Here is a 21,152-nt window from a genome sequence, read left to right as displayed (position 1 = left end):
CCAATGCGCTCTCTTACCCTCCATCTGAAAATGCTGATCGCCATCCTGGTGGTGCTGGGCATTTCGGTCACGGCCTATCAGATTTTCGTGCTCGGCATCCCGGTGACCGAAGACGCCACCGACGACCTGTGGAACATCGACGCCAAGGTCGAATTCGTCGCCAACGCCAAGGACCCGATCAAGATCCAGATGTTCGTGCCGCCGCTGAGCCGCGACTACGTCAGCCTGAACGAGAGCTTCATCTCCAATAACTACGGGGTGGCGGTGAACCGCGTCGACGGCAACCGCAAGGTCACCTGGTCGGCACGCCGCGCCAAGGGCAACCAGACCCTCTACTACCGCCTGGTGCTGACCAAGCGCTACACCGCGGAAAAAGCCAAGATCAAGGGCCCGACCTTCCGCGACAGCATCGCCGTCGAAGGCCCGGAAAAGATCGCCGCCGAAGCCCTGCTCGCGCCGATCCGCCAGCACTCGGCCGACGTCGAGACCTTCATCAGCGAAGCCATCAAGCGGGTCAACAACAGCAGCGACGACAACGCCAAGATGCTCCTGGCGGGCGATCCGTCGCCGGCGAACAAGGCCAAGATCGTCGACCTGCTGCTGTCCATCGCCCACGTGCCGATGGAGAAGGTCCACACCATTCGCCTGGTGGCCGACCAGCCACAGGCCCCGGAACTGTGGCTGCGCAGCTTCAACGGTACCGACTGGCTGTACTTCAACCCGGAAACCGGCGAACAGGGCCTGCCCAGCGACCGCCTGCTGTGGTGGATCGGTGACGACAACCTGATCACCGTCGATGGCGGCAAGAAAGCCACCGTCACCTTCAGCCTGAACAACAGCGAAATGAACGCCATTCGCCTGGCCAAGCTGACCGACGAGAACACCGACGCCAACTTCCTCGAATACTCGCTGTATGGCCTGCCGCTGCAGACCCAGCAGACCTTCATGATCATGGTGATGATCCCGATCGGCGTGCTGGTGATCCTGGTGCTGCGCAACCTGATCGGCCTGCAGACCCTGGGGACCTTCACCCCGGTGCTGATCGCCCTGGCCTTCCGCGAAACCCAGCTGGGCTTCGGCATTGTGCTGTTCACCGTGATCACCGCGCTCGGGCTGTCGCTCAGGTCCTACCTGGAACACCTGAAGCTGCAGATGCTGCCGCGGCTGTCGGTGGTGCTGACCTTCGTCGTGGTGCTGATCGCCGCCATCAGCCTGTTCAGCCACAAGCTCGGCCTGGAACGCGGCCTGTCGGTCGCCCTGTTCCCGATGGTGATCCTGACCATGACCATCGAACGCCTGTCGATCACCTGGGAAGAACGCGGCGCCGGCCATGCGATGAAAGTCGCCATCGGCACGCTGTTCGCCGCCTCCCTGGCCCACCTGATCATGAGCGTGCCGGAGCTGATCTACTTCGTCTTCACCTTCCCGGCGATGCTGCTGATCCTGGTGGGCTTCATGCTGGCGATGGGTCGCTACCGCGGCTACCGCCTGACCGAGCTCATGCGTTTCAAAGCCTTCGTCAAGGCTGACTCGTAATGTTCGGCCTGTGGAAGACCTGGAAGGCCCTGGAAGCCCGGGGCATCATGGGGATCAATCGGCGTAACGCGGACTACGTGCTCAAGTACAACAAGCGCAGCCTGTACCCGATCGTCGACGACAAGATCATCACCAAGGAACGCGCGATCAAGGCCGGCATCCATGTGCCGGAACTCTACGGCGTGATCTCCACCGAGAAGGAAATCGACAAGCTCGGCGAGATCATCGGCGGGCGCAACGACTTCGTGATCAAGCCGGCGCAAGGCGCCGGCGGCGACGGCATCATCGTGATCGCCGACCGTTTCGAGGGTCGCTATCGCACGGTGTCGGGCAAGATCATCAGCCACGAGGAAATCGAGCACCACATCTCCAGCATCCTCACCGGCCTCTATTCCCTGGGCGGCCACCGCGACCGGGCGCTGATCGAATACCGGGTGACCCCGGACCAGATCTTCAAGAGCATCAGCTACGAAGGCGTGCCGGACATCCGCATCATCGTGCTCATGGGCTACCCGGTGATGGCCATGCTGCGCCTGCCGACCCGCCAGTCCGGCGGCAAGGCCAACCTGCACCAGGGCGCCATCGGTGTCGGTGTCGACCTGGCCACCGGCCTGACCCTGCGCGGCACCTGGCTGAACAACATCATCGCCAAGCACCCGGACACCACCAACGCGGTGGACGGCGTGCAACTGCCCTACTGGGACGGCTTCATGAAGCTGGCGGCCGGCTGTTACGAGCTGTGCGGCCTGGGCTACATCGGGGTCGACATGGTGCTGGACCAGGAAAAGGGCCCGCTGATCCTCGAGCTCAACGCCCGCCCCGGCCTGAACATCCAGATCGCCAACGACTGTGGCCTGACCCAGCGCACCCATGCGGTCGAAGCGCACCTGGCAGAACTGAAAGCCCGCGGCATCAGCGAAACCGTCGAGCAGCGCGTGCAGTTTGCCCAGGACCTGTTCGGCCATATCCCGGCGGTGGAAGGCTGATCCACGACATTCCCCTGTAGCCGCTGCCGCAGGCTGCGATCGGCCGGAACGGCCGTGGNGAAGACCTTCGGTCTTATCGCAGCCTTCGGCAGCGGCTACAGGGTTGTACGTCGTAAACCGGGCAATCCCCGACATCCCCACTAGGAGCAAATCCTTGAGGGGACTACAATCGCCAGCCGCGCTCCTCCGATGGCTGATCCGCCCCGCATGTTGACCTGCTCCGTACACCCGCTGCCCTATCGCACCAACCCCGCCGAGTATTTCGCGGCGATCCGCCATGCCCCGGGCGCCGTCCTGCTCGACAGCGGCCGGCCCAGTGCCGAGCGCGGCCGCTACGACCTGCTCAGCGCCTGGCCACGGGCCCAGCTGGCCGTCCTCAAGGACGAAAGCGGCGAAGATTTCCTGCAACGCCTGCGGCTCAACCTGGACCAGCTGGGCCAGGCGGCGATCCCCGCGCCTTACCAGCTGCCTTTTGCCGGCGGGCTGATCGGCTACCTGAGCTACGACTTCGGACGCCATCTGGAACGCCTGCCCAGCCAGGCCCTGGACGATCTGCAACTGCCCGATGCGCGCTTCGGCCTCTACGACTGGGCGCTGATCAGCGACCATCAGCAGTGCACCAGCCAACTGGTGTTCCACCCCTCCCTGGCCGCCGCCGAACGCCAGCGCCTGATCGCCCTGTTCAGTCAGGTGCCGGCCAGCACCAATGACAGCTTCAAGCTCAGCGGGCCGATGCTCCCCGACCTCAGCGCCGCGCAGTATCAGCAGGCGCTCGAGCGTATCCAGGAATACATCCAGGCCGGCGACTGCTATCAGGTCAACTTCGCCCAGCGCTTTCGCGCGCCCTGCGCCGGCGATCCATGGAGCGCCTACTGCGCGCTGCGCGCGGCCTGTCCGACGCCTTTTTCCGGGTTCCAGAGCCTGCCGGAAGGTGGCGCGGTGCTCAGCCTGTCGCCGGAGCGCTTCGTGCGGATCAGTGAGCGCCAAGTGGAAACCCGGCCGATCAAGGGCACCCGCCCACGCAGCCAGGATGCCGCCGAAGATGCGGCCAACGCCGCCGAGCTGCTGGCCAGCCCCAAGGACCGCGCGGAAAACCTGATGATCGTCGACCTGCTGCGCAACGACCTGGGCCGCACCTGCCGCATCGGCTCGGTGCGGGTGCCGGAGCTGTTCAGCCTGGAGAGTTACCCGAACGTGCATCACCTGGTGAGCAGCGTTACCGGCGAGCTGGCGGACGACAAGGACGCCCTGGACCTGATCGCCGGCAGTTTCCCCGGCGGCTCGATCACCGGCGCGCCGAAGATCCGCGCCATGCAGATCATCGACGAGCTGGAGCCGACCCGGCGCGGGCTGTATTGCGGTTCGCTGCTGTACCTGGACGTGCGTGGCGAGATGGACAGCTCGATCGCCATCCGCAGCCTGCTGGTCAAGGACGGGCAGGTCTGCTGCTGGGGCGGTGGCGGGATCGTCGCGGACTCGGACTGGCAGGCCGAGTATCAGGAGTCCATCACCAAGGTGAAGGTGCTGCTGGAGACCTTGCAGAGCCTTTGAAAGGCATCGCGGGCAAGTCGGATCGCCGCCCGCTCGCTCCTACAGGTCTGCGTCGTACCACATTGCCATGAACGACATCGATCTGTAGGAGCGAGGCTTGCCCGCGATAGGCGCGCCGCTAACCTACAGGCTCAACTCGCGGTTCGAAGCCTTGAGGAATTCCTGCTTCAGCTCGGCAAAGCTGTGCACCGCCGGGAATTGCGGGAACTCGCGAATCACGTTGTCCGGAGCATGGAACAGAATGCCGGCATCGGCCTCGCCGAGCATGCTGGTGTCGTTGTACGAATCCCCCGCCGCGATCACCCGGTAGTACAGGCTCTTGAAGGCCAGCACCGACTGGCGCTTGGGGTCTTTCTGGCGCAGCTGATAACCCGTCACCCGACCGCTGTCGTCGGTGACCAGGCGATGGCACAGCAGCGTGGGGAAGCCCAGCTGGCGCATCAGCGGCTGGGAAAACTCGTAGAAGGTGTCGGAAAGAATCACCACCTGGAAACGCTCGCGCAGCCAGTCGACAAACTCGATGGCGCCGTCCAGCGGCTTGAGGGTGGCAATCACTTCCTGGATATCCGCGAGCTTCAGGCCGTGCTCGTCGAGAATCCGCAGGCGCTGCTTCATCAGCACGTCGTAGTCGGGGATATCCCGGGTGGTCGCCTTGAGGGATTCAATCCCGGTTTTTTCGGCAAAGGCGATCCAGATTTCCGGGACCAGTACACCTTCCAGATCGAGACAGGCAATTTCCACAGGACACTCCCATTTGTATTGGTTATTCGAGCGAGCAAAAGACTGCCGAACTCTAGCGACTCGCCCTGACCCACGCAACGCAAGGAGCGCGCCAGCCGGGGGCGGATTTGTTACCATCGCCAGTATCTAGAGCGCTCAGCGCCACCGACCTGCAGGAACCGCCTTGATGAGCCCATCGTTCAATGTCGCTGAACTCGCCGCGACCTATGCCCAAAAATCCGCCCAGGACATTCTCAAACTGGCCTTTGCCGAGTTTGGCGATGACCTGTGGATCTCTTTCAGTGGTGCCGAGGATGTGGTGCTGGTGGACATGGCCTGGAAGCTGAACAAGAACGTCAAGGTCTTCAGCCTCGACACCGGTCGCCTGCACCCGGAAACCTACAGGTTCATCGAGCAGGTACGCGAGCACTACAAGATCGACATCGAAGTGGTTTCGCCGGACCACGCCAGGCTCGAACCCTTCGTCAAGGAGAAGGGCCTGTTCAGCTTCTACAAGGACGGCCACGGCGAGTGCTGCGGCATCCGCAAGATCGAGCCGCTGCGCCGCAAGCTGTCCACCGTCCGCGCCTGGGCCACCGGCCAGCGCCGCGACCAGAGCCCGGGCACCCGCAGCCAGGTGGCGGTGCTGGAAATCGACAGCGCCTTCTCCACCCCGGAACACCCCCTGTACAAGTTCAACCCGCTGGCGCAGATGACCAGCGAAGAGATCTGGGGTTACATCCGCATGCTCGAACTGCCGTACAACAGCCTGCATGAGCGCGGCTTCATCAGCATCGGTTGCGAGCCCTGCACCCGTCCGGTGCTGCCGAACCAGCACGAGCGCGAAGGCCGCTGGTGGTGGGAAGAAGCCACGCAGAAGGAATGCGGCCTGCACGCCGGCAATATCATCAGCAAGGGCTAAGCCCCCGCTTTTCTCTGTCCTGTAGGAGCGAGCTTGCTCGCGAAGCGGTGTGTCAGGTACGCCGTCTCGCGAGCAAGCTTCGCTCCTACAGAAGCCTCTCCTCTCGGCAAAAAATCTTGTACACATAAGTGTCACCACAGGTGCCATTTTTGTGTGCACTTTATGCCTCGACGCCCCAAAAAGTTACACCCTTCTCCCTGGGCCATCCTCCACCGCGCTCACCCCTCATCCCCTCGAAAAATAAATACCTGTTCGAACGGTCAATTTATAACTTCGAAATTTCAGTCATTTATAAATTATTAAGAACAAACCGAAATTATCGGTCGCTTGCTTAGATTGGGATCTGGCACGGAAGTGGCTTAAGTCGCCTCGCATCTTGTATACAACTTAATTAAAAAATACATACACTTCATATCCGCAAGCCGGGTTCCCGAATCCGCCTGCTGATGCCCAGAACCCAGTGATTCCCGGACCCGCGCCGAAGACTGCCGAGCCTTGCGCTCAAGCACAGTCAGCGCCGGCCCGCGATCAGGAGCCAGCCGGAATGCGTACAAGCCTTGCCAATGACATCGCACTGGATTTGCCCTCCTCCCACGCCCACGCCAACCTCGATCCCAGCATCGCCCAGGGCACCGCTTCCACGGTCGACCTCAGCCCGCGCCTGCACAACCGCGACCTGGCGCCGACCAAGGCCGAAGGCCGGCGCTGGGGTGGCTACAGCATCTTTGCCCTGTGGACCAATGACGTGCACAACATCGCCAATTACTCCTTCGCCATCGGCCTGTACGCCCTGGGCCTGGGCGGCTGGCAGATCCTCCTGTCCCTGGGGATCGGTGCGGCGCTGGTGTACTTCTTCATGAACCTGTCCGGCTACATGGGCCAGAAGACCGGCGTGCCCTTCCCGGTGATCAGCCGTATCAGCTTCGGCATCCATGGCGCGCAGATTCCGGCGCTGATCCGCGCGGTGATCGCCATCGCCTGGTTCGGCATCCAGACCTACCTGGCCTCGGTGGTGTTCCGCGTCTTGCTCACGGCCATCCACCCCGGCTTCGCCGACTACGACCACAACTCGATCCTCGGCCTGTCGAGCCTGGGCTGGGTGTGTTTCGTGGCGATCTGGCTGGTCCAGCTGGCGATCCTCGCCTACGGCATGGAAATGGTCCGGCGTTACGAAGCCTTCGCCGGCCCGGTGATCCTGGTGACCGTTGCCGCCCTCGCCGCCTGGATGTTCACCCAGGCCAACGCCCGCATCGCCTGGTCGATCCACGAGCCTCTGAGCGGTGGCGAGATGTGGCGCCAGATCTTCGCCGGCGGTGCGCTGTGGCTGGCGATCTACGGCACGCTGGTGCTCAACTTCTGCGACTTCGCCCGCTCCTCGCCCTGCCGCCGGACCATCAGGATTGGCAATTTCTGGGGGCTGCCGGTGAACATCCTGGTGTTCGCCACCATCACCGTATTGCTCTGCGGCGCGCAGTTCCAGATCAACGGCAAGATCATCGAAAGCCCGACCGAAATCATCGCCTCGATCCCCAATACCTTCTTTCTGGTGCTCGGCTGCCTGGCGTTCCTGATCGTCACCGTGGCGGTGAACATCATGGCCAATTTCGTCGCCCCGGCCTTCGTGCTCAGCAACCTGGCGCCGAAGTACCTGACCTTCCGCCGCGCCGGGCTGATCAGCGCGACCCTCGCGGTGCTGATCCTGCCGTGGAATCTCTACAACAGCCCGCTGGTGATCGTCTACTTCCTGTCCGGGCTCGGCGCCCTGCTGGGGCCGCTGTACGGGGTGATCATGGTCGACTACTGGCTGCTGCGCAAAGGCCGGATCAACGTGCCCGAGCTGTACAGCGAAAACCCGCAAGGTGCTTATTTCTACAGCCGCGGGGTCAACCTGCGGGCGGTGGCGGCGTTCATTCCGTCGGCGCTGATCGCCATCGTCCTAGCCCTGGTGCCAGGCTTTGCCAGCGTCTCGCCCTTCTCCTGGCTGATCGGCGCCGGCATTGCCGGCCTGCTGTACCTGATCATCGCCAAACGCCAGCCGCACTATGCGGATGTCAGCGGCGAATCCATCGCCGTCGACAACGTCTGCCACTAACCTTGAACGGCCCGCGTGCGGCGGGCCCCGAATGCCTCACCGATAAGGACAGCCCATGCGAATTCTCGTGGTCAACGTCAACACCACCGACTCCATCACCCAGGCCATCGCCCGCCAGGCCCAGGCTGTGGCCGCGCCCGGCACCGAAATCATCGGCCTGACCCCACACTTCGGCGCCGACTCCATCGAAGGCAACTTCGAAAGCTACCTGGCCGCCATCGCCGTCATGGACCGGGTGCTGTCCTACGACCAGCCCTACGACGCGGTGATCCAGGCCGGTTATGGCGAGCACGGCCGCGAAGGCCTGCAGGAGCTGCTCAAGGTGCCGGTGGTGGACATCACCGACGCCGGCGCCAGCACCGCGATGTTCCTCGGCCATGCCTACTCGGTGGTGACCACCCTGGATCGCACCGTGCCGCTGATCGAGGACCGCCTGAAACTCTCCGGCCTGTACGACCGCTGCGCCTCGGTACGGGCCAGCGGGCTGGCGGTGCTGGAGCTGGAAGAAGACCCGGCGCGTGCCGTGGAAGCCATAGTGCGCCAGGCCGAGCTGGCGGTCAGCGAAGACAAGGCCGAGGTGATCTGCCTGGGCTGCGGCGGCATGGCCGGCCTCGACGAGCAGATCCGCCAGCGCACCGGCGTGCCGGTGGTGGACGGCGTGACCGCGGCGGTGACCATTGCCGAATCCCTGGTGCGGCTGGGGCTGTCCACCTCCAAGGTACGCACCTACGCCACGCCGCGGCCGAAGACCATCATCGGCTGGCCAGGGCGGTTCGGGCGCTGAATCGGCGCTTTCGTCGAGGGCCTATCGCGAGCAAGCTCGCTCCTACAGGAAGCGGGTTTGCGCGCATTTTCAAACCGCGCTGAAGCGTTGCTCCAGGCCCAGCTCGGCGAACTGCTCGATCACGAAGTCGACGAAGGCCCGGGTCTTACCCGGCAGCAGTTTGTGCTCGGCGTAGTAGATCGAGATGTTGCCGTCGTCGACGTACCAGTCCGGCAACACCCGCTGCAGAGTGCCGGCGCTCAAGTAACCGACGGCGAACGGCATGCTCACCAGGGCCACCCCCAGGCCCTGGACGGCGGTAGCGCAGGCCGCTTCCGAATCGCTCATGGTCATCCGCGCCTTCAGGTTCAGCGGGCTTTGCTGCCGACTGCGGCTGGTCAGGGCCCAGGAACGCACCCGCCCGGTCTGCGGCGAGCGAATCAGGATGCCTTCGCAATGTTGAAGATCCTCGGGCTGCTCGACTGCCGCGCAGCGCGCCAGATACTCAGGCGAGGCCACCAGGATGCGGTGAGCCGGGGTCAGTCGTCGCGCCACCACCCCTTGGGGCAGTTCGAAGCCGCCGCCGATCGCCGCGTCGAAACCCTGACCGATCAGGTCCACCTGGCGATTATCGAAATGCCAGTCCGGGCTGATCTCCGGAAAACGCCGCAGGAACTCGCCGAGCATGGGCACTATGTACAGCCGCCCGAACACCGTGCCCATGCTGACTTTCAGGGTGCCGGCCGGGCGCCCTTCGGCGCTGGCCAGGTTGGCCACGGCGTTCTGGATGGTGTGCAGGCTGGCGCTGACCTCGCCGAGAAACAGCTTGCCGGCTTCGGTCAGGGTCAGGCTGCGGGTGCTGCGCTGAAACAGCCTGACCCCAAGCCGGGCCTCGAGCTTGGCCACGCTTTTGCCCACCGCGGCGGGGGTCAGGCTCAAACGTCGCGCGGCCTCGGCAAAGCTGCCGACTTCGGCGCTGCGCACGAAGCATTCGATGCTGCTGAAGGTTTCCATGGCGCCTCACTATAAACTTCTGGTTTACACAGACTATAGCGATTCCTATCTACACAGTACCTAATCCGAGGTCGATACTCGACTCCAACCACAAGGCAGCCCGCCTTGGACTTTTTTGGAGAACGACATGACCACTCAATCCCTCAGCGGCAAAGTAGCCCTGGTTCAAGGCGGTTCCCGCGGCATCGGCGCAGCCATAGTGCAACGCCTGGCAGCCGAAGGCGCCGCCGTCGCCTTCACCTACGTCAGCTCCAGCGCCAAGGCCCAGGCCTTGCAGGACCGCATCACCCAGGCCGGCGGCAAGGCCCTGGCGATCCAGGCCGACAGCGCCGATGCCGCGGCCATCCGCCAGGCGGTCGACAGCACGGTGAAAACCTTTGGCCGCCTGGACATCCTGGTCAACAATGCCGCCATCCTGGCCGCCGGCCCGCTGGAAGACTTCAAGCTGGAAGACTTCGACCGGACCCTGGCCGTCAACATCCGCAGCGTGTTCGTCGCCACCCAGGAAGCGGCCCGGCACATGGGCGAAGGCTCGCGCATCATCAACATCGGCAGCACCAACGCCGAGCGCATGCCCTTTGCCGGCGGCGGCCCCTATGCCATGAGCAAGTCGGCCCTGGTCGGCCTGACCAAAGGCCTGTCCCGCGACCTCGGCCCACGGGGCATCACCATCAACAATGTGCAGCCCGGCCCGGTCGACACCGACATGAACCCGGCCCACGGCGATTTCGCCGAAAGCCTGATCCCGCTGATGGCCATCGGGCGCTACGGCCACGCGAAAGAAATCGCCAGCTTCGTGACGTACCTGGCCGGCCCGGAAGCGGGTTACATCACCGGCGCCAGCCTGAGCATCGATGGTGGCTTCAGCGCCTGATTCCTGCGCCCATGAAAAACGCCGGACCACCTTCATCAGGTGGCCCGGCGTTTTTTGTAGCCGCTGCCGCAGGCTGCGAACGCCTCCGCAGGAGGCGCCACACTTGAGACCGCTGAAGCCCTACCGGGCTTATCGCAGCCTGCGGCAGCGGCTACAGGTTCAGCTCCATTGCAGCAGCGGCAAGCCGCAGGCCGCCGGCTGGAACCCCTTCAGCGAACGCAGAATGGCGTCGGCATGGGCGTACTTGGCGTCCGCCATCGCCGGGTCGGGAATGGCGATCGCAGTCATCCCCGCCGCCTTCGCCGCGGTGACACCAAAGGGCGAATCCTCGAACACCAGGCAATCCTCGGGGGCGACGCCCAGGCGCCGCGCGGCGGTAAGGAAGATGTCCGGCGCCGGCTTGGCCGCGCCCACTTCCGGGTCGTCGGCGGTGACTATGGTGTCGAACAGCGCGAACCAGTCGCCATGCAAGGTGGTTTTCTGGGCGAAAGACTGGCGTGAAGAACTGGTGCCCACGGCGATCGGCACATTATTGGCCTTGAGGTGTTGCACCAGCTCCTGCGCCCCCGGCATCGCCAGCGCGCGGGGAAAACGCTCGCGCATCAGCGGCTCGCGAATCACCAGGAACTCCTCCGGGGTGATCGGCAGATCCAGGGCCTCGACCACGTAGCGGGCCAGGTCCGCGGCGCCACGGCCGATGATGTTCTGCTTGATCGTCCAATCGAAGGTGCGGCCGTAACGATCGGCGATGAGCTGGGTCACCTCGGTGTAGATACCTTCGGTGTCCAGCAGCAAACCGTCCATATCGAAAATCACGGCCTTGATCGGGCCCACATCATTCAACTGTGCATTCATCGCATCTGATCCGTTAACAAAAAACATCCCGGGGAGCGGCTCAGGTACGGCCAGTTTTTTGCCCGATTAAAGGGTTCAGCAGCATAGCCGCGGCGGATGACGGGGAGCAACCTCGGACCAGCGTGCAGACAGACGAAAGCCCGGACAGGCCGGGCTCGAACGTCGACATCGTGAATGAACAAAGCAGGCTAGCGCCCCGCGCGTCCGCTGCCGCCTCCGGGACCGCCGGTACCCCCACCCGCGCTGCCGGTTCCGCCGCCGGCACCGCCACCGCCCATGATGGAACCATTGACGCCGGTAGACCCCATGCCGCCGCCCTGGCTGGAAGAGCCGCGCGAGTTATTGGTCCGTGAATAGCTGTCCGTGACGCCTACACCATTCCCGCCCAGGGCCCCCGGTTGCAGCATCAGATCCTTGCCTGAACCGCTCTCGAAAGAGCGCCCGGAAGTATTGGTTGCAGCCCGTCCGTCAGCGGATTCCGCCAGGCTGGAGAAGAAGAAAATCGAGACCAGAGCGACCAGCACCAGGCTCAGCAGTTTTGCCCGGCTCATGACGGGCCTCCCGGGGCGGAGCGACGCTTGCCCCTGGCCGCCTTGCGCTGCGGCTCGGATCGAGACAGCTCCTGCTCGGCGTTGGCGTCCGGGAGGATCTGCTCGGGACTCAGCGCATCCGTGGGGGCAGGCAGCGGGTATTCGGGAGTGTCATCCCGGTCGAGATGTTTCGGATCATGCTTCATATGCACCTCACACCGGTCATGCCGGCGTGCTGGACGCAGACTTCACGGGCCCTTTTCCTCCGACTCGCCTGCCTCATCGTCATCACTCAGTGGGACCAGGGCGTCATCCATCAGCGAGCCCGGGTCTTCATTGCCCGGATCGTTGACCAGGGGCACGCCCGAGGAGTCTTCTTCTTTCTTGCCAGCAGTTTCCGAAGTCATGGCAAACCTCGTCGATACAGTGTGTCCATCATTGAATTCGAGGGGCTGGAGCGATATTCGTTCCCATAAAAAAGCCCGGCACAAGGCCGGGCTTTTTTGCGCACTGCAGCTGAATCAGTCGTGCTTGTGCTTGTGTTTCTTGTGCTTTCCGCCGCCGGAGTGACGGTCATCGTCACCCATGCTGCTGCCCAAGGCACCACCGGCCGCGCCACCCAGGCCTGCGCCGATGGTCGAGCCCGTTTTGCCGCCCAGCTTGTTGCCGATCACCGAACCGCCGGCCGAACCCAGGCCGCCACCGATGGCCGCTTCGGTCCGGCTGCCTTTACGGGCACCGACCGCACTGCCGGCAGCGCCGCCAATACCCGCGCCCACCGCAGCACCGGTGCTGCCGCCAATCTGTTGTCCAACCACGTTGCCCAGCGCGCCACCCAAACCGCCACCGACCGCAGCAGTGCCATCACCGGCAGCCATCGCACCTTGAGCAGCCAGAAGCCCCAAAACCAGAGCAGGCAGTGTTAAACGCATGATGTAAACCTCGAAAAAGATGCTGGAGAGTCATTCTATAGCGGTGTCTGACCAAAGCTGAGCGGCGACAGCGCAACGCTGTAATCCTTTTAGTCAAAGTGTTGGACCGTTTTTGCGCAAAGAGTTTTCACCCAGGCAAAAAAAAGCCCGCTGGGGAGACGGGCTAATAGGATTTGCTTTAACGGATGAGTCGAGCCTACGCACTCACTTGTGAAGAAATTGTGAAAACAACGCCTCCCACAAATAAACGGGATGAGGGCATGTTTCCATCCCCTCTCCCAGCTGAAGCAGACTCATGCACGAAGAACCCGTGCCACTGAAGAACGCCCCGGGGAATGCGGGCTGCCAATGGCATGGGGTTCTGCGCGAGACGTCACGCAAATTGCCTTGTTCAGGAGTTCCAGCGACAGGTTTACTGGATGCTACGGATGCTGCCTTTGTTGCCTTTGACAGTGACCGATACCTTCTTGAAGACGAAGTAGTTTTCTTCGCTGACTTCATAACGTGGCGCAACGATCAGGTCGGCACCGGAAGCCTTGACGGCCTTGTAGGCTGCGGCCGACTTCACCGCACTGACCGGGTCCAGCATGCCCAGGCCACCACCGGTGTCGCCACCATAGGTCACGCCATCGGCGAACTGGTTGTCACCACCGAACTTGAGCACGCCGAACAGAATATTCACCGAGGATTGCCCCGAGATGGCTTCGCCTACCGCAACGTCTGCCTTGAGGTCGGCCTTGACCTGGCTGTCGATCGGGGCGGCGGGTTGGCTGATGTTGTAGCTGGTGCAACCGCTGGCAGCGATGAGGGTCGACAGGGCAATGAATTTGAAAGCCTTTTTCACTGGTTTTATTTCCTTATACCTGATCAAAAACAGTATCCGACGGAATGTCGGCCCCACACGAAATGTGAGGGGGCGGACCTTATCGCCGAGGGAAAACCAGGAATATGGGACCTATCTCAAAGCCTTCTGGATAGTTCTGAAACAATCAATTTCGAGACTTTCAGATCGAAAAAACCCCGCTGCGAGGCGGGGTTTCATGCTGCAAGTCAGCGCCTCGTGGTGGGCGCCACTTTTGGGAAAAACTTTGTCTGAGTCACCTTGGGTAATGCACTGGATCTGGTCTTGCCTGCCACCGACGCCTTCACCGGAGGCTCACTGTCAAACGCTGCCTGACCGCAGCGCACCAGGTTGTTGATTGGGAACTCATCCCCGTTGTCCTCGATAAAAGGATCGCTCATCTCCCTGCTCCCTCCAACAACCGGACGATACCGGCAAACACCTGATTGCCTAGAAAATATCGGCCGTCACGGCGCTTCAGACTAGACGGTCATTTAAGGACTTGCAGTTCACAAGAGAAAAGACCGACGAATGGACCAAGCGGGAGTTCTTCGTCCAAGGGCGTGGATCGTCGTTGAAAAAGGAGCTGATGGCCTGCATCAGCTCCTTTTTCCGGCTGCGTTTCGCCTAGACCTTACGAGCGTAGTTGCTGGCCCCGAACCAGTCGACCACCACCACGGTTTCATCCCCCACCACCCAGGCGTCATGACCTTTAGGCAGGGAGGTGATATCGCCCGGTCCGGCGATGATTTCGGTGCCGTCATCCATCAGGATCGCCAGCCTGCCGGCCACGTGATACTGAAAGTGCGGCGCCTGGCAACTCGGCGTCTGCGCCAGCGGCCGGATATCGTTCGACCAGCGCCAGCCCGGCTTGAAAGTGAAGCGCCCCACTTCGCAATGACCGATCTTCAGTATCTCTGCCTTGCCATTGGAAAACTCGCGGGTCTCATCCGGTTCGGAGAAGGATTTATGCTCGGTGACCTGTTCATGCGTGGACATGATCGTGCCCTCGATTGAGTAGCTGCAAAGCCTGCCGACGCCGGCAACATCGCCCGCGCCCGCAGACCGCCAGCATCGCCCCACTCGATGCGCATGACCATTCTAGACCTGAAAGCGTAGAGTGCCCGCGACAAACGCTAAACGTAAGGCTGCCCGCCAAAGCCCCGAGGCAGCCGCTGCAACCCAGCCATGGCCGTCAGCCGCTGGGTCCAGGCTGCACGCCAATCGATTGCCGTGTGCGCAGCCTTCGCTTTGCGCGCCGCTCGACGTGCCGCATTGCGCTGATTCTTACGGGCTTCCTTGAACACCTCGGTATTGCGGCAACTGCGGCATTTGACCCGCGCCGGCTCGGTGCTGGATATGAGATTGGAACCCTTGTGGCCGCAGGCCAGATGCCCGGCGACCTTGAAGTGAATGACCATTGCGCGTCTCCTCGTAGCCAGTACGGGGCACAGAAAACCTCACGCTGATGCCCACCTGATATCGGCGGAAAACCTCACCTTCAAGGTGACCGGACCGCCAGGCTTCGCAGGGGTAACAAAGCCAAAGACCACTCAGGTATCCAGCGTGATCGATACCTCGCTGGAGCAACTTTGGCTGTTGCGAACTCGTAATGATTTTGACCGTTGCGGGGAAACGGCGTTCAGCAAAAAAGCCGCTCGCCAACAGCTGCGACAAGTAGGACCCAGAAAGCACAAAACCCCTGACCTCTCAAGGAAATCAGGGGTTTTGCGTAGATCGAATATGGCGGTTGAGGAGGGATTCGAACCCTCGATACAGTTTCCTGTATACACACTTTCCAGGCGTGCTCCTTAAGCCACTCGGACACCCAACCGTGTCTCGTCAAACCGATTCAGTCTGTCGAGGCGCGCTAATGTAGTCGAAAGCTTTTCTGATGGCAAAGGTTTTTTTCAGAATTTTCATGCGCTTAAGACATTTCTTCGGATTCCTGCGCTGCGCTGGCATCGGCGCCATGGCAAACCGGCCAATCTCTGGCCTGGCCGACCGCTATATAGAAGGGCCGATACGCGCCCCAGGTGGCCGGCTACGCTTGTCAGGCCCGAAAGGGCTGACTCACCAGTCAGTCACAGCGCTTTACCTGACCTGTGACCGTGGGTAACGTCTGCCCCACTTCAATACAAGGAATTGCGTCATGAGTGAGTTGATTTCTTACCACCTCGAAGACGGTATCGCGACCCTGACCTTGAGCAATGGCAAGGTCAATGCCATTTCCCCGGACGTGATTGCCGCCTTCAATGCCGCGCTGGATCGGGCGGTCACCGATCGCGCCGTAGTGATCATCACCGGGCAGCCCGGCATTCTGTCGGGCGGCTACGACCTGAAAGTGATGACCGCCGGCCCTAAAGAAGCCGTGAGCCTGGTGACCTCGGGTTCGACCCTGGCCCGTCGCCTGCTGTCGCACCCCTTCCCCGTCATCGTCGCCTGCCCTGGCCACGCCGTGGCCAAGGGCGCGTTCCTGCTGCTGTCCGCGGACTACCGCATCGGCGTCGAAGGCCCGTTCAGCATCGGCCTGAACGAAGTGCAGATCGGCATGACCATGCACCACGCCGGCATCGAGCTGGCCCGTGACCGTCTGCGCAAATCCGCGCTGCACCGCTCGGTGATCAATGGCGAGATGTTCGACCCGCAAGGCGCGGTGGATGCCGGCTTCCTCGACAAGGTGGTGAGCGCCGAGGAACTGCAAGGCGCCGCCCTGGCCGCCGCGCACCAGTTGAAGAAGATCAACATGACCGCCCACAAGAACACCAAGCTGAAAGTGCGCAAGGCGCTGCTGGAAGCCCTGGACAACGCGATCATCCTCGATCAGGAACACCTGGGCTAAGCCTGATCCCGCTGCACACCAGCCCGGCCCCTGCGCCGGGCTTTTTTATGCCCGCGCCGCGAGAAAGACCGGCGCGATGCTCTAGTTCGCCGCTGACCAAAGAGTCGGAAACATGCGCTTAAACATCGGCCATCTTCCCCTTCTATACAGGTAATTGCCGAAAACAGTGCACATCCGTACACTGCGCCACCTTTTGTCCCCGGTGGGCCTGTAGATGCTGTATCTGTTTCGTATGTTATTGATGGGCCTGCATTTTGTTGCAGCGGGGATTCTCGGCGTGGTGCTGGGGCTGTGCCGCCCGTTCAACCCGGATAACAGCCGCCTGTGCGCGCGCCTGTATGCCTTGCCGGCCATGTGCATCCTGCGCCTGCGGGTCAAGGCCGAAGTCGGGCCGCTGATGGACAAGCCCGAGAGCTGCGTGATCATCGCCAACCACCAGTCCAACTACGACCTGTTCGTGTTCGGCAACGTGGTGCCCCACCGCACTGTGTGCATCGGCAAAAAGAGCCTGAAATGGGTGCCGCTGTTCGGCCAGCTGTTCTGGTTGGCGGGCAACGTGCTGATCGACCGCGGCAACGCGCACAAGGCGCGCCGCTCGATGCTGACCACCACCCACACCCTGCAACACAAGGACACCTCGATCTGGGTCTTTCCGGAAGGCACTCGCAATCTCGGCGAAGACCTGCTGCCGTTCAAGAAAGGCGCCTTCCAGATGGCCATCGCCGCCGGCGTGCCGATCGTCCCGGTGTGCGCCAGCAGCTACATCCGCCACATGCGCCTCAACCGCTGGCACAGCGGCAGGATCCTGATCCGCTCGCTACCGGCGATCCCCACCGCCGGGCTGAGCCTGGACGACATGCCGAGGCTGATCGAGCAATGCCGCGAACAGATGCGCGAGTGCATCGAGTCGATGGACCGCCAGCTACAGGCCGTCTGAAAACAGCCCGCCGCGTGCGGGCTTTTTTATTGCCGGCGAACTCCGCCCTGCTGGCTGACTCTGATCAGTCATGAGGCTAAGCTGCACGGAGTCTCACTCCTCATTTCGATAAGAAGAAGCGAACAGGAACCATGGGTAGAGTTGTTGCCGCCGCAGTCTACAGCGCGGGTAAAAGAGTCACGGATATCACCCTCGACGAAGGTGCAGCCTGGGCCGCCAAACCCGGGCACTTCGTCTGGATCGGCCTCGAAGAACCCAACGCTCAGGAGCTGGCCAATCTGCAACGCCAGTTCAACCTGCACGAACTGGCCATCGAGGACGCCCTGGAAAAACACAGCCGGCCGAAACTCGAAACCTTCGGCGACGCGCTGTTTATCGTCACCTACTCGCCGGTGCGCGAAAACGGCAAGCTGGAGTTCATCGAGACCCACATCTTTGCCGGCAAGGGCTACATCATCACAGCCCGCAACGGCCACTCCAAATCCTATGCGTTCGTCCGCCAGCGCTGCGAGGCACGGCCGTTGCTGCTGGAGCACGGCGAAGACTTCGTGCTCTACGCGCTGCTGGATTTCGTCACCGAAAACTACCAGCCGGTCAGCGAAGCGATCCATGCCGAGATCGACGCGCTGGAGCACAGCGTGCTGTGCAGTTCGCTCAACGAGCGGGATATCCAGCACCTCCACAGCCTGCGCCGCGATGTGCTGCGCCTGAGGCGCCACGTAGCGCCGATGGTGGAGATCAGCGAAGAGCTGCAGAAGCTCAGCTTCCCCTTTATCGACAAGAACATGCGCCCGTACTTTCGCGATGTGCAGATCCACGTCACCCGGCAGATGGAAGACCTGGCGACCTTGCGCGACATCGCCAGCCAGACCATCGAGATCGGCGTGCTGCTGGAGGCCTCGCGACAAAGCGTGGTGCAACGCAAGTTTGCCGCCTGGGCGGCGATCCTGGCGTTCCCGACGGCGGTGGCGGGAATCTACGGCATGAACTTCGACAACATGCCAGAACTGAAGATGCACTACGGCTACTTCGGCGTGCTGACGTTCCTGATACTGGGTTGTACGGGGCTGTGGGCGAGCTTCAAGCGCTCGGGGTGGCTGTGAATCAAGTAAGCAGTCACTGTAGAACGATAAGCTGATGGTGGACATGAGCCCGGCCCAGCTCATGTCCACCATCAGGCAAACATGAACTGGGCATATCGCTTTATCTTTTTTGCGGGACAACCAAGTGCCATGCCTGCATTTTGCGAATATATGGCAGCTACACTTTTCAAGTGTATTCAATAATTCCAAGTTGCCTGGCCATGAACAATTCATTGCGCTCTACAATCTCTTCAACGATCTTGCCTGAATCGTTGAAGCGAAAGTAAGTTAATGCCGTCCAGCTCACATCCTTACCCTGCACATCGAAACCGTGCCATGTATTCGACCCACGAGCCTGATGTGTCAGATGAACAACGACCACATCATCAGCGACAACCTCTTTGCTAAATGTGGTGGTGATTGACTCATATCGCTCCAGCACATTTTCACGCAAGGCACGCTTGAAGTTACTCACGCCACGAATGGGGGCATCGCAGTCGGGCCTATGCACAATGACATCGGCATCGAAGTACTCAAGCACCCGTTCTGCATCTTTGCCATCTACACAATATTGAAAATACTTTTTTACGACTTCCAGGTTTTTGGCGCTCACTTGGCAACTCCTCTCATGGTTAAAAGCCATAAATATTCCCTAGTTGAGCAAAGTGCCGAGAAGCACTTGTGATCAAGTTATAAATCACACGTACAACATCGCATCAAAGTGTCAACCAAGGCAGAACGATCATGTCCGAATTCATTCTAGGGAGGGTTTTGCTATCCGTAAATTCACATTATATTTAGCGTGATATCAGAAATCGGAATACCAAATGAAACTCGACAGACTTGAACGATGGGCGACGGTAAGGCATTTCCGCTTAGCGATTGCACTGGTTGAGTACGGCAGCATCTTGCATGCGGCGCGCGCACTTCACCTTTCGCAACCCACAGCTACCAAGCTGCTGCAGGATCTGGAGGAAGCGATTGGTGCCCCGCTCTTTATCCGGGGCCGCCGAGGCGTGACGCCTACGGAGCTTGGACAAGCCTTTGTCGATCGTAGCCGGATGGTCCTCGCCCAGATCGACCATGTTTCGCACGCAATCGACGCTCTGGGCAGAGGGTATGCCGGGCGGGTCGCTATAGGTTGCGTGCTCACAGGATCGAGTTACCTCGTACCCGCGGCGATCGCGCGGCTCAGGTCATCCCGCCCTGACATCCGGATCAAAATTGTTGATGGGGTAAGTGCCGAGCTCATCCCTCGGCTCATATCAGGCGAACTTGATTTCCTGATTGGAAGGCTGTCCGACGTCAGTACAAGCGCGGTTGTGGCTCAGGAGGCTCTATTCAGCGAGAACGCGATTATTGTTGCGAGGCGGGATCACCCACTCGCTCAGCAACCCGACGTCAAGCTTGAACAACTCGCGCGCGAGGCATGGCTACTCCCACATACGGAAACAACCTTGCGCAAGCAATTCGATAATATTTTTTACCGGGAAAATATCGATCCACCACATGCCACCATCGAAACGGTGTCCATGTTCAATATTCTTTGGTTACTCAGGCAGACGGATCTTCTTGGCATTTTGCCGCAGTCGGTGGCGTTTGATCCGGCATACCGCACCGAGATTGTTCCTCTGCCCGCTTTCGAACCACTGGTATTGGAGCAAATCGGCGTCTCTCGACTTTCCGGCGCCGGATTATCCCCGGCCGCCTCCGCCCTGGTGGAGGCACTAAGGGAGATCATGCGCAGTACTTCGGAAGTTTTGGCAGGTTTGCGGGGCCTCAACCCTCAAGATTGAAAACTCGCCCCAGACCCGCAACGAAGCTGCTCGCCTACAAGGGCTTTGAAGCCCTTGTAGAAGCGAGTCAGCTCGCGATGCTGCTATGGATTCAGACCGACCCGGCCTGCGGCTTGTGCGCCACAAAACGCATCATCCACTCGGCAACGGTGCTGCCGTGGTGGTCCCGGTCCAGGCTGGCGATGCCCTTTTGATAGACCTGCTCGCCCAGGTGCTGCTGGCGCAGGTCCAGCAAGGCCCGCGAGTAATCGTGGATGAACTCCGGGTGGCCCTGGAAGCACAGCACCTGGTCATTGATGTGATAGGCGGCGAACGGGCAGAAATCGCTCGAAGCGATGACCGTGGCGTTTTCCGGCAAGGCGGTTACCTGGTCCTGGTGGCTGATCAGCAGCGTCAGTTCTTCCACCACCGGGCTCATCCACGGCGCCTTGGCCGCCAGTTTGTAGTTGTGGGTACCCACGCCCCAGCCCTGGGTCGCGCGTTCGCTCTTGCCGCCCAGCAGCAACGCCAGCAACTGATGGCCAAAGCAGATGCCCAGCAGTTTATCGCCGCGCTTATAACGCTCCAGCAGGTAGGTCTTGAGGGTCTGAATCCAGGGGTCGGTACCGAAGGAGTCGGCTTTGCTGCCCGTGACCAGATAAGCGTCGAAGCTTTGGTCGTCGCTCGGGTAGTGGCCCTGCATCACGTTGTAGACGGTAAATTCGGCAGCAATCGGCTGCTGTGAAAACAGGCGCTGAAACATCTGCCCGTAACCCTGATATTGATCGACCAGTTCTGGACGCAGGATGTCGGTTTCCAGAATGCAGATGCGTAGCGACATAAAAAATACCTGACACGATGATGGGAATAATGAACACCCCAGAGCCTGCCTTGAAACGC

23 protein-coding genes and 1 tRNA gene are annotated in these 21,152 nt (G+C 61.3%); 11 read left to right on the top strand and 13 right to left on the bottom strand.

The annotated features are described in order from the left end of the window. The first annotated feature begins 3 nt into the window (after positions 1 to 3). The 3 genes from rloB to pabB all read left to right on the top strand — a co-directional run bounded on the left by rloB (position 4) and on the right by pabB (position 4,073). The gene (gene rloB / locus ACTJKT_RS08250) at positions 4 to 1,536 is read left to right on the top strand and encodes an osmotic stress tolerance membrane protein RloB (RefSeq protein ID WP_440786746.1); all 1,533 of its coding nucleotides are present in this window, start codon (positions 4 to 6) and stop codon (positions 1,534 to 1,536) included. Further along, a complete protein-coding gene (locus ACTJKT_RS08245; RefSeq protein WP_009047893.1) occupies positions 1,536 to 2,522 on the top strand; it encodes an alpha-L-glutamate ligase-like protein in 987 nt (328 codons plus the stop codon). Before rloB ends, ACTJKT_RS08245 begins: the two co-directional genes overlap by 1 nt. A gap of 207 nt (positions 2,523 to 2,729) precedes the next feature. Continuing rightward, positions 2,730 to 4,073 (top strand): aminodeoxychorismate synthase component I, encoded by a 1,344-nt coding sequence (gene pabB, locus ACTJKT_RS08240; protein WP_440786745.1) that lies wholly within the window; start codon positions 2,730 to 2,732, stop codon positions 4,071 to 4,073. Positions 4,074 to 4,196: 123 nt separating this feature from the next. Here pabB and thrH read toward each other — a convergent pair whose 3' ends face one another. Next, positions 4,197 to 4,814 carry a bifunctional phosphoserine phosphatase/homoserine phosphotransferase ThrH gene (thrH, locus tag ACTJKT_RS08235; RefSeq protein ID WP_106696873.1) on the bottom strand — a complete coding sequence of 206 codons (618 nt, stop codon included), beginning with the start codon at positions 4,812 to 4,814 and terminating at the stop codon, positions 4,197 to 4,199. A 166-nt stretch (positions 4,815 to 4,980) separates the two neighbouring features. Between thrH and ACTJKT_RS08230 the strand changes: the two genes are divergently transcribed. The 3 genes from ACTJKT_RS08230 to ACTJKT_RS08220 all read left to right on the top strand — a co-directional run bounded on the left by ACTJKT_RS08230 (position 4,981) and on the right by ACTJKT_RS08220 (position 8,591). Continuing rightward, positions 4,981 to 5,715 carry a phosphoadenylyl-sulfate reductase gene (locus ACTJKT_RS08230; protein WP_440786744.1) on the top strand — a complete coding sequence of 245 codons (735 nt, stop codon included), beginning with the start codon at positions 4,981 to 4,983 and terminating at the stop codon, positions 5,713 to 5,715. A gap of 544 nt (positions 5,716 to 6,259) precedes the next feature. Next, positions 6,260 to 7,807, top strand: coding sequence for an NCS1 family nucleobase:cation symporter-1 (locus tag ACTJKT_RS08225; RefSeq protein ID WP_440786743.1), 1,548 nt, complete (start codon positions 6,260 to 6,262; stop codon positions 7,805 to 7,807). A gap of 55 nt (positions 7,808 to 7,862) precedes the next feature. Further along, on the top strand, positions 7,863 to 8,591 hold the full coding sequence (locus tag ACTJKT_RS08220; protein WP_097302639.1) for an aspartate/glutamate racemase family protein: 729 nt from the start codon (positions 7,863 to 7,865) through the stop codon (positions 8,589 to 8,591). Between the two features lie 69 nt (positions 8,592 to 8,660). Here ACTJKT_RS08220 and ACTJKT_RS08215 read toward each other — a convergent pair whose 3' ends face one another. Next, complete coding sequence (locus tag ACTJKT_RS08215; protein WP_440786742.1) at positions 8,661 to 9,584, bottom strand: LysR substrate-binding domain-containing protein; 924 nt, start codon at positions 9,582 to 9,584, stop codon at positions 8,661 to 8,663. 127 nt (positions 9,585 to 9,711) lie between these two features. On the opposite strand from ACTJKT_RS08215, the gene ACTJKT_RS08210 reads away from it, so the two are divergent. Next, positions 9,712 to 10,458, top strand: a complete 747-nt coding sequence (locus ACTJKT_RS08210) for a 3-oxoacyl-ACP reductase family protein (RefSeq protein WP_440786741.1) — start codon at positions 9,712 to 9,714, stop codon at positions 10,456 to 10,458. Between the two features lie 159 nt (positions 10,459 to 10,617). On the opposite strand, the gene ACTJKT_RS08205 is transcribed toward ACTJKT_RS08210, so the two are convergent. The 9 genes from ACTJKT_RS08205 to ACTJKT_RS08165 all read right to left on the bottom strand — a co-directional run bounded on the left by ACTJKT_RS08205 (position 10,618) and on the right by ACTJKT_RS08165 (position 15,450). Further along, complete coding sequence (locus tag ACTJKT_RS08205; protein ID WP_038580784.1) at positions 10,618 to 11,313, bottom strand: HAD-IA family hydrolase; 696 nt, start codon at positions 11,311 to 11,313, stop codon at positions 10,618 to 10,620. A 188-nt stretch (positions 11,314 to 11,501) separates the two neighbouring features. Further along, entirely contained in the window at positions 11,502 to 11,864 is a 363-nt protein-coding gene (locus ACTJKT_RS08200) for a hypothetical protein (RefSeq protein ID WP_440786740.1), read from the bottom strand. 227 nt (positions 11,865 to 12,091) lie between these two features. Continuing rightward, positions 12,092 to 12,250 carry a hypothetical protein gene (locus ACTJKT_RS08195; protein ID WP_189635835.1) on the bottom strand — a complete coding sequence of 53 codons (159 nt, stop codon included), beginning with the start codon at positions 12,248 to 12,250 and terminating at the stop codon, positions 12,092 to 12,094. A gap of 114 nt (positions 12,251 to 12,364) precedes the next feature. Beyond that, positions 12,365 to 12,775 carry a hypothetical protein gene (locus tag ACTJKT_RS08190; protein WP_097302634.1) on the bottom strand — a complete coding sequence of 137 codons (411 nt, stop codon included), beginning with the start codon at positions 12,773 to 12,775 and terminating at the stop codon, positions 12,365 to 12,367. Positions 12,776 to 13,187: 412 nt separating this feature from the next. Then, positions 13,188 to 13,619, bottom strand: a complete 432-nt coding sequence (locus ACTJKT_RS08185) for a hypothetical protein (protein WP_025804301.1) — start codon at positions 13,617 to 13,619, stop codon at positions 13,188 to 13,190. Between the two features lie 206 nt (positions 13,620 to 13,825). Beyond that, complete coding sequence (locus ACTJKT_RS08180) at positions 13,826 to 14,017, bottom strand: hypothetical protein (RefSeq protein WP_025804302.1); 192 nt, start codon at positions 14,015 to 14,017, stop codon at positions 13,826 to 13,828. A 226-nt stretch (positions 14,018 to 14,243) separates the two neighbouring features. Next, positions 14,244 to 14,615, bottom strand: a complete 372-nt coding sequence (locus ACTJKT_RS08175) for a cupin domain-containing protein (RefSeq protein WP_025804303.1) — start codon at positions 14,613 to 14,615, stop codon at positions 14,244 to 14,246. Between the two features lie 137 nt (positions 14,616 to 14,752). Next, positions 14,753 to 15,037, bottom strand: coding sequence for a hypothetical protein (locus ACTJKT_RS08170; protein WP_440786739.1), 285 nt, complete (start codon positions 15,035 to 15,037; stop codon positions 14,753 to 14,755). Between the two features lie 323 nt (positions 15,038 to 15,360). After that, a tRNA-Ser gene (locus tag ACTJKT_RS08165) sits at positions 15,361 to 15,450 on the bottom strand. Between the two features lie 318 nt (positions 15,451 to 15,768). Between ACTJKT_RS08165 and ACTJKT_RS08160 the strand changes: the two genes are divergently transcribed. The 3 genes from ACTJKT_RS08160 to ACTJKT_RS08150 all read left to right on the top strand — a co-directional run bounded on the left by ACTJKT_RS08160 (position 15,769) and on the right by ACTJKT_RS08150 (position 18,498). Further along, positions 15,769 to 16,458: a crotonase/enoyl-CoA hydratase family protein gene (locus ACTJKT_RS08160; protein ID WP_025804305.1), complete on the top strand. Its 690-nt coding sequence runs from the start codon at positions 15,769 to 15,771 to the stop codon at positions 16,456 to 16,458. Positions 16,459 to 16,672: 214 nt separating this feature from the next. Beyond that, positions 16,673 to 17,395 carry a 1-acylglycerol-3-phosphate O-acyltransferase gene (locus ACTJKT_RS08155; protein WP_440786738.1) on the top strand — a complete coding sequence of 241 codons (723 nt, stop codon included), beginning with the start codon at positions 16,673 to 16,675 and terminating at the stop codon, positions 17,393 to 17,395. Positions 17,396 to 17,526: 131 nt separating this feature from the next. Next, a complete protein-coding gene (locus tag ACTJKT_RS08150; protein WP_440786737.1) occupies positions 17,527 to 18,498 on the top strand; it encodes a magnesium and cobalt transport protein CorA in 972 nt (323 codons plus the stop codon). Positions 18,499 to 18,664: 166 nt separating this feature from the next. Here ACTJKT_RS08150 and ACTJKT_RS08145 read toward each other — a convergent pair whose 3' ends face one another. Further along, positions 18,665 to 19,090 carry an ester cyclase gene (locus tag ACTJKT_RS08145; protein ID WP_440786736.1) on the bottom strand — a complete coding sequence of 142 codons (426 nt, stop codon included), beginning with the start codon at positions 19,088 to 19,090 and terminating at the stop codon, positions 18,665 to 18,667. A 214-nt stretch (positions 19,091 to 19,304) separates the two neighbouring features. Between ACTJKT_RS08145 and ACTJKT_RS08140 the strand changes: the two genes are divergently transcribed. After that, positions 19,305 to 20,273, top strand: coding sequence for a LysR substrate-binding domain-containing protein (locus tag ACTJKT_RS08140; RefSeq protein ID WP_440786735.1), 969 nt, complete (start codon positions 19,305 to 19,307; stop codon positions 20,271 to 20,273). A 91-nt stretch (positions 20,274 to 20,364) separates the two neighbouring features. On the opposite strand, the gene ACTJKT_RS08135 is transcribed toward ACTJKT_RS08140, so the two are convergent. Then, positions 20,365 to 21,093: an amidotransferase gene (locus ACTJKT_RS08135; RefSeq protein WP_016704995.1), complete on the bottom strand. Its 729-nt coding sequence runs from the start codon at positions 21,091 to 21,093 to the stop codon at positions 20,365 to 20,367. Between the last annotated feature and the right edge of the window lie 59 nt (positions 21,094 to 21,152).

Source organism: Pseudomonas sp. 22526 (assembly GCF_052044735.1).
Lineage (GTDB): Bacteria > Pseudomonadota > Gammaproteobacteria > Pseudomonadales > Pseudomonadaceae > Aquipseudomonas > Aquipseudomonas piscium.
The sequence above is the reverse complement of the archived record's forward strand: the minus strand, read 5'-3'. Positions and strand labels throughout refer to the sequence as shown.

What these genes read in the sequence shown, in the direction of transcription:
- ACTJKT_RS08175 (WP_025804303.1), bottom strand. Translation starts at nt 14,615, where the DNA reads ATGTCCACGCATGAACAGGTCACCGAGCATAAATCCTTCTCCGAACCG.
- ACTJKT_RS08210 (WP_440786741.1), top strand. Translation starts at nt 9,712, where the DNA reads ATGACCACTCAATCCCTCAGCGGCAAAGTAGCCCTGGTTCAAGGCGGT.
- rloB (WP_440786746.1), top strand. Translation starts at nt 4, where the DNA reads ATGCGCTCTCTTACCCTCCATCTGAAAATGCTGATCGCCATCCTGGTG.
- pabB (WP_440786745.1), top strand. Translation starts at nt 2,730, where the DNA reads ATGTTGACCTGCTCCGTACACCCGCTGCCCTATCGCACCAACCCCGCC.
- ACTJKT_RS08225 (WP_440786743.1), top strand. Translation starts at nt 6,260, where the DNA reads ATGCGTACAAGCCTTGCCAATGACATCGCACTGGATTTGCCCTCCTCC.
- ACTJKT_RS08245 (WP_009047893.1), top strand. Translation starts at nt 1,536, where the DNA reads ATGTTCGGCCTGTGGAAGACCTGGAAGGCCCTGGAAGCCCGGGGCATC.
- ACTJKT_RS08195 (WP_189635835.1), bottom strand. Translation starts at nt 12,250, where the DNA reads ATGACTTCGGAAACTGCTGGCAAGAAAGAAGAAGACTCCTCGGGCGTG.
- ACTJKT_RS08150 (WP_440786737.1), top strand. Translation starts at nt 17,527, where the DNA reads ATGGGTAGAGTTGTTGCCGCCGCAGTCTACAGCGCGGGTAAAAGAGTC.
- ACTJKT_RS08220 (WP_097302639.1), top strand. Translation starts at nt 7,863, where the DNA reads ATGCGAATTCTCGTGGTCAACGTCAACACCACCGACTCCATCACCCAG.
- ACTJKT_RS08200 (WP_440786740.1), bottom strand. Translation starts at nt 11,864, where the DNA reads ATGAGCCGGGCAAAACTGCTGAGCCTGGTGCTGGTCGCTCTGGTCTCG.
- ACTJKT_RS08190 (WP_097302634.1), bottom strand. Translation starts at nt 12,775, where the DNA reads ATGCGTTTAACACTGCCTGCTCTGGTTTTGGGGCTTCTGGCTGCTCAA.
- ACTJKT_RS08205 (WP_038580784.1), bottom strand. Translation starts at nt 11,313, where the DNA reads ATGAATGCACAGTTGAATGATGTGGGCCCGATCAAGGCCGTGATTTTC.
- ACTJKT_RS08160 (WP_025804305.1), top strand. Translation starts at nt 15,769, where the DNA reads ATGAGTGAGTTGATTTCTTACCACCTCGAAGACGGTATCGCGACCCTG.
- ACTJKT_RS08230 (WP_440786744.1), top strand. Translation starts at nt 4,981, where the DNA reads ATGAGCCCATCGTTCAATGTCGCTGAACTCGCCGCGACCTATGCCCAA.
- ACTJKT_RS08170 (WP_440786739.1), bottom strand. Translation starts at nt 15,037, where the DNA reads ATGGTCATTCACTTCAAGGTCGCCGGGCATCTGGCCTGCGGCCACAAG.
- ACTJKT_RS08135 (WP_016704995.1), bottom strand. Translation starts at nt 21,093, where the DNA reads ATGTCGCTACGCATCTGCATTCTGGAAACCGACATCCTGCGTCCAGAA.
- ACTJKT_RS08180 (WP_025804302.1), bottom strand. Translation starts at nt 14,017, where the DNA reads ATGAGCGATCCTTTTATCGAGGACAACGGGGATGAGTTCCCAATCAAC.
- ACTJKT_RS08155 (WP_440786738.1), top strand. Translation starts at nt 16,673, where the DNA reads ATGCTGTATCTGTTTCGTATGTTATTGATGGGCCTGCATTTTGTTGCA.
- ACTJKT_RS08215 (WP_440786742.1), bottom strand. Translation starts at nt 9,584, where the DNA reads ATGGAAACCTTCAGCAGCATCGAATGCTTCGTGCGCAGCGCCGAAGTC.
- ACTJKT_RS08140 (WP_440786735.1), top strand. Translation starts at nt 19,305, where the DNA reads ATGAAACTCGACAGACTTGAACGATGGGCGACGGTAAGGCATTTCCGC.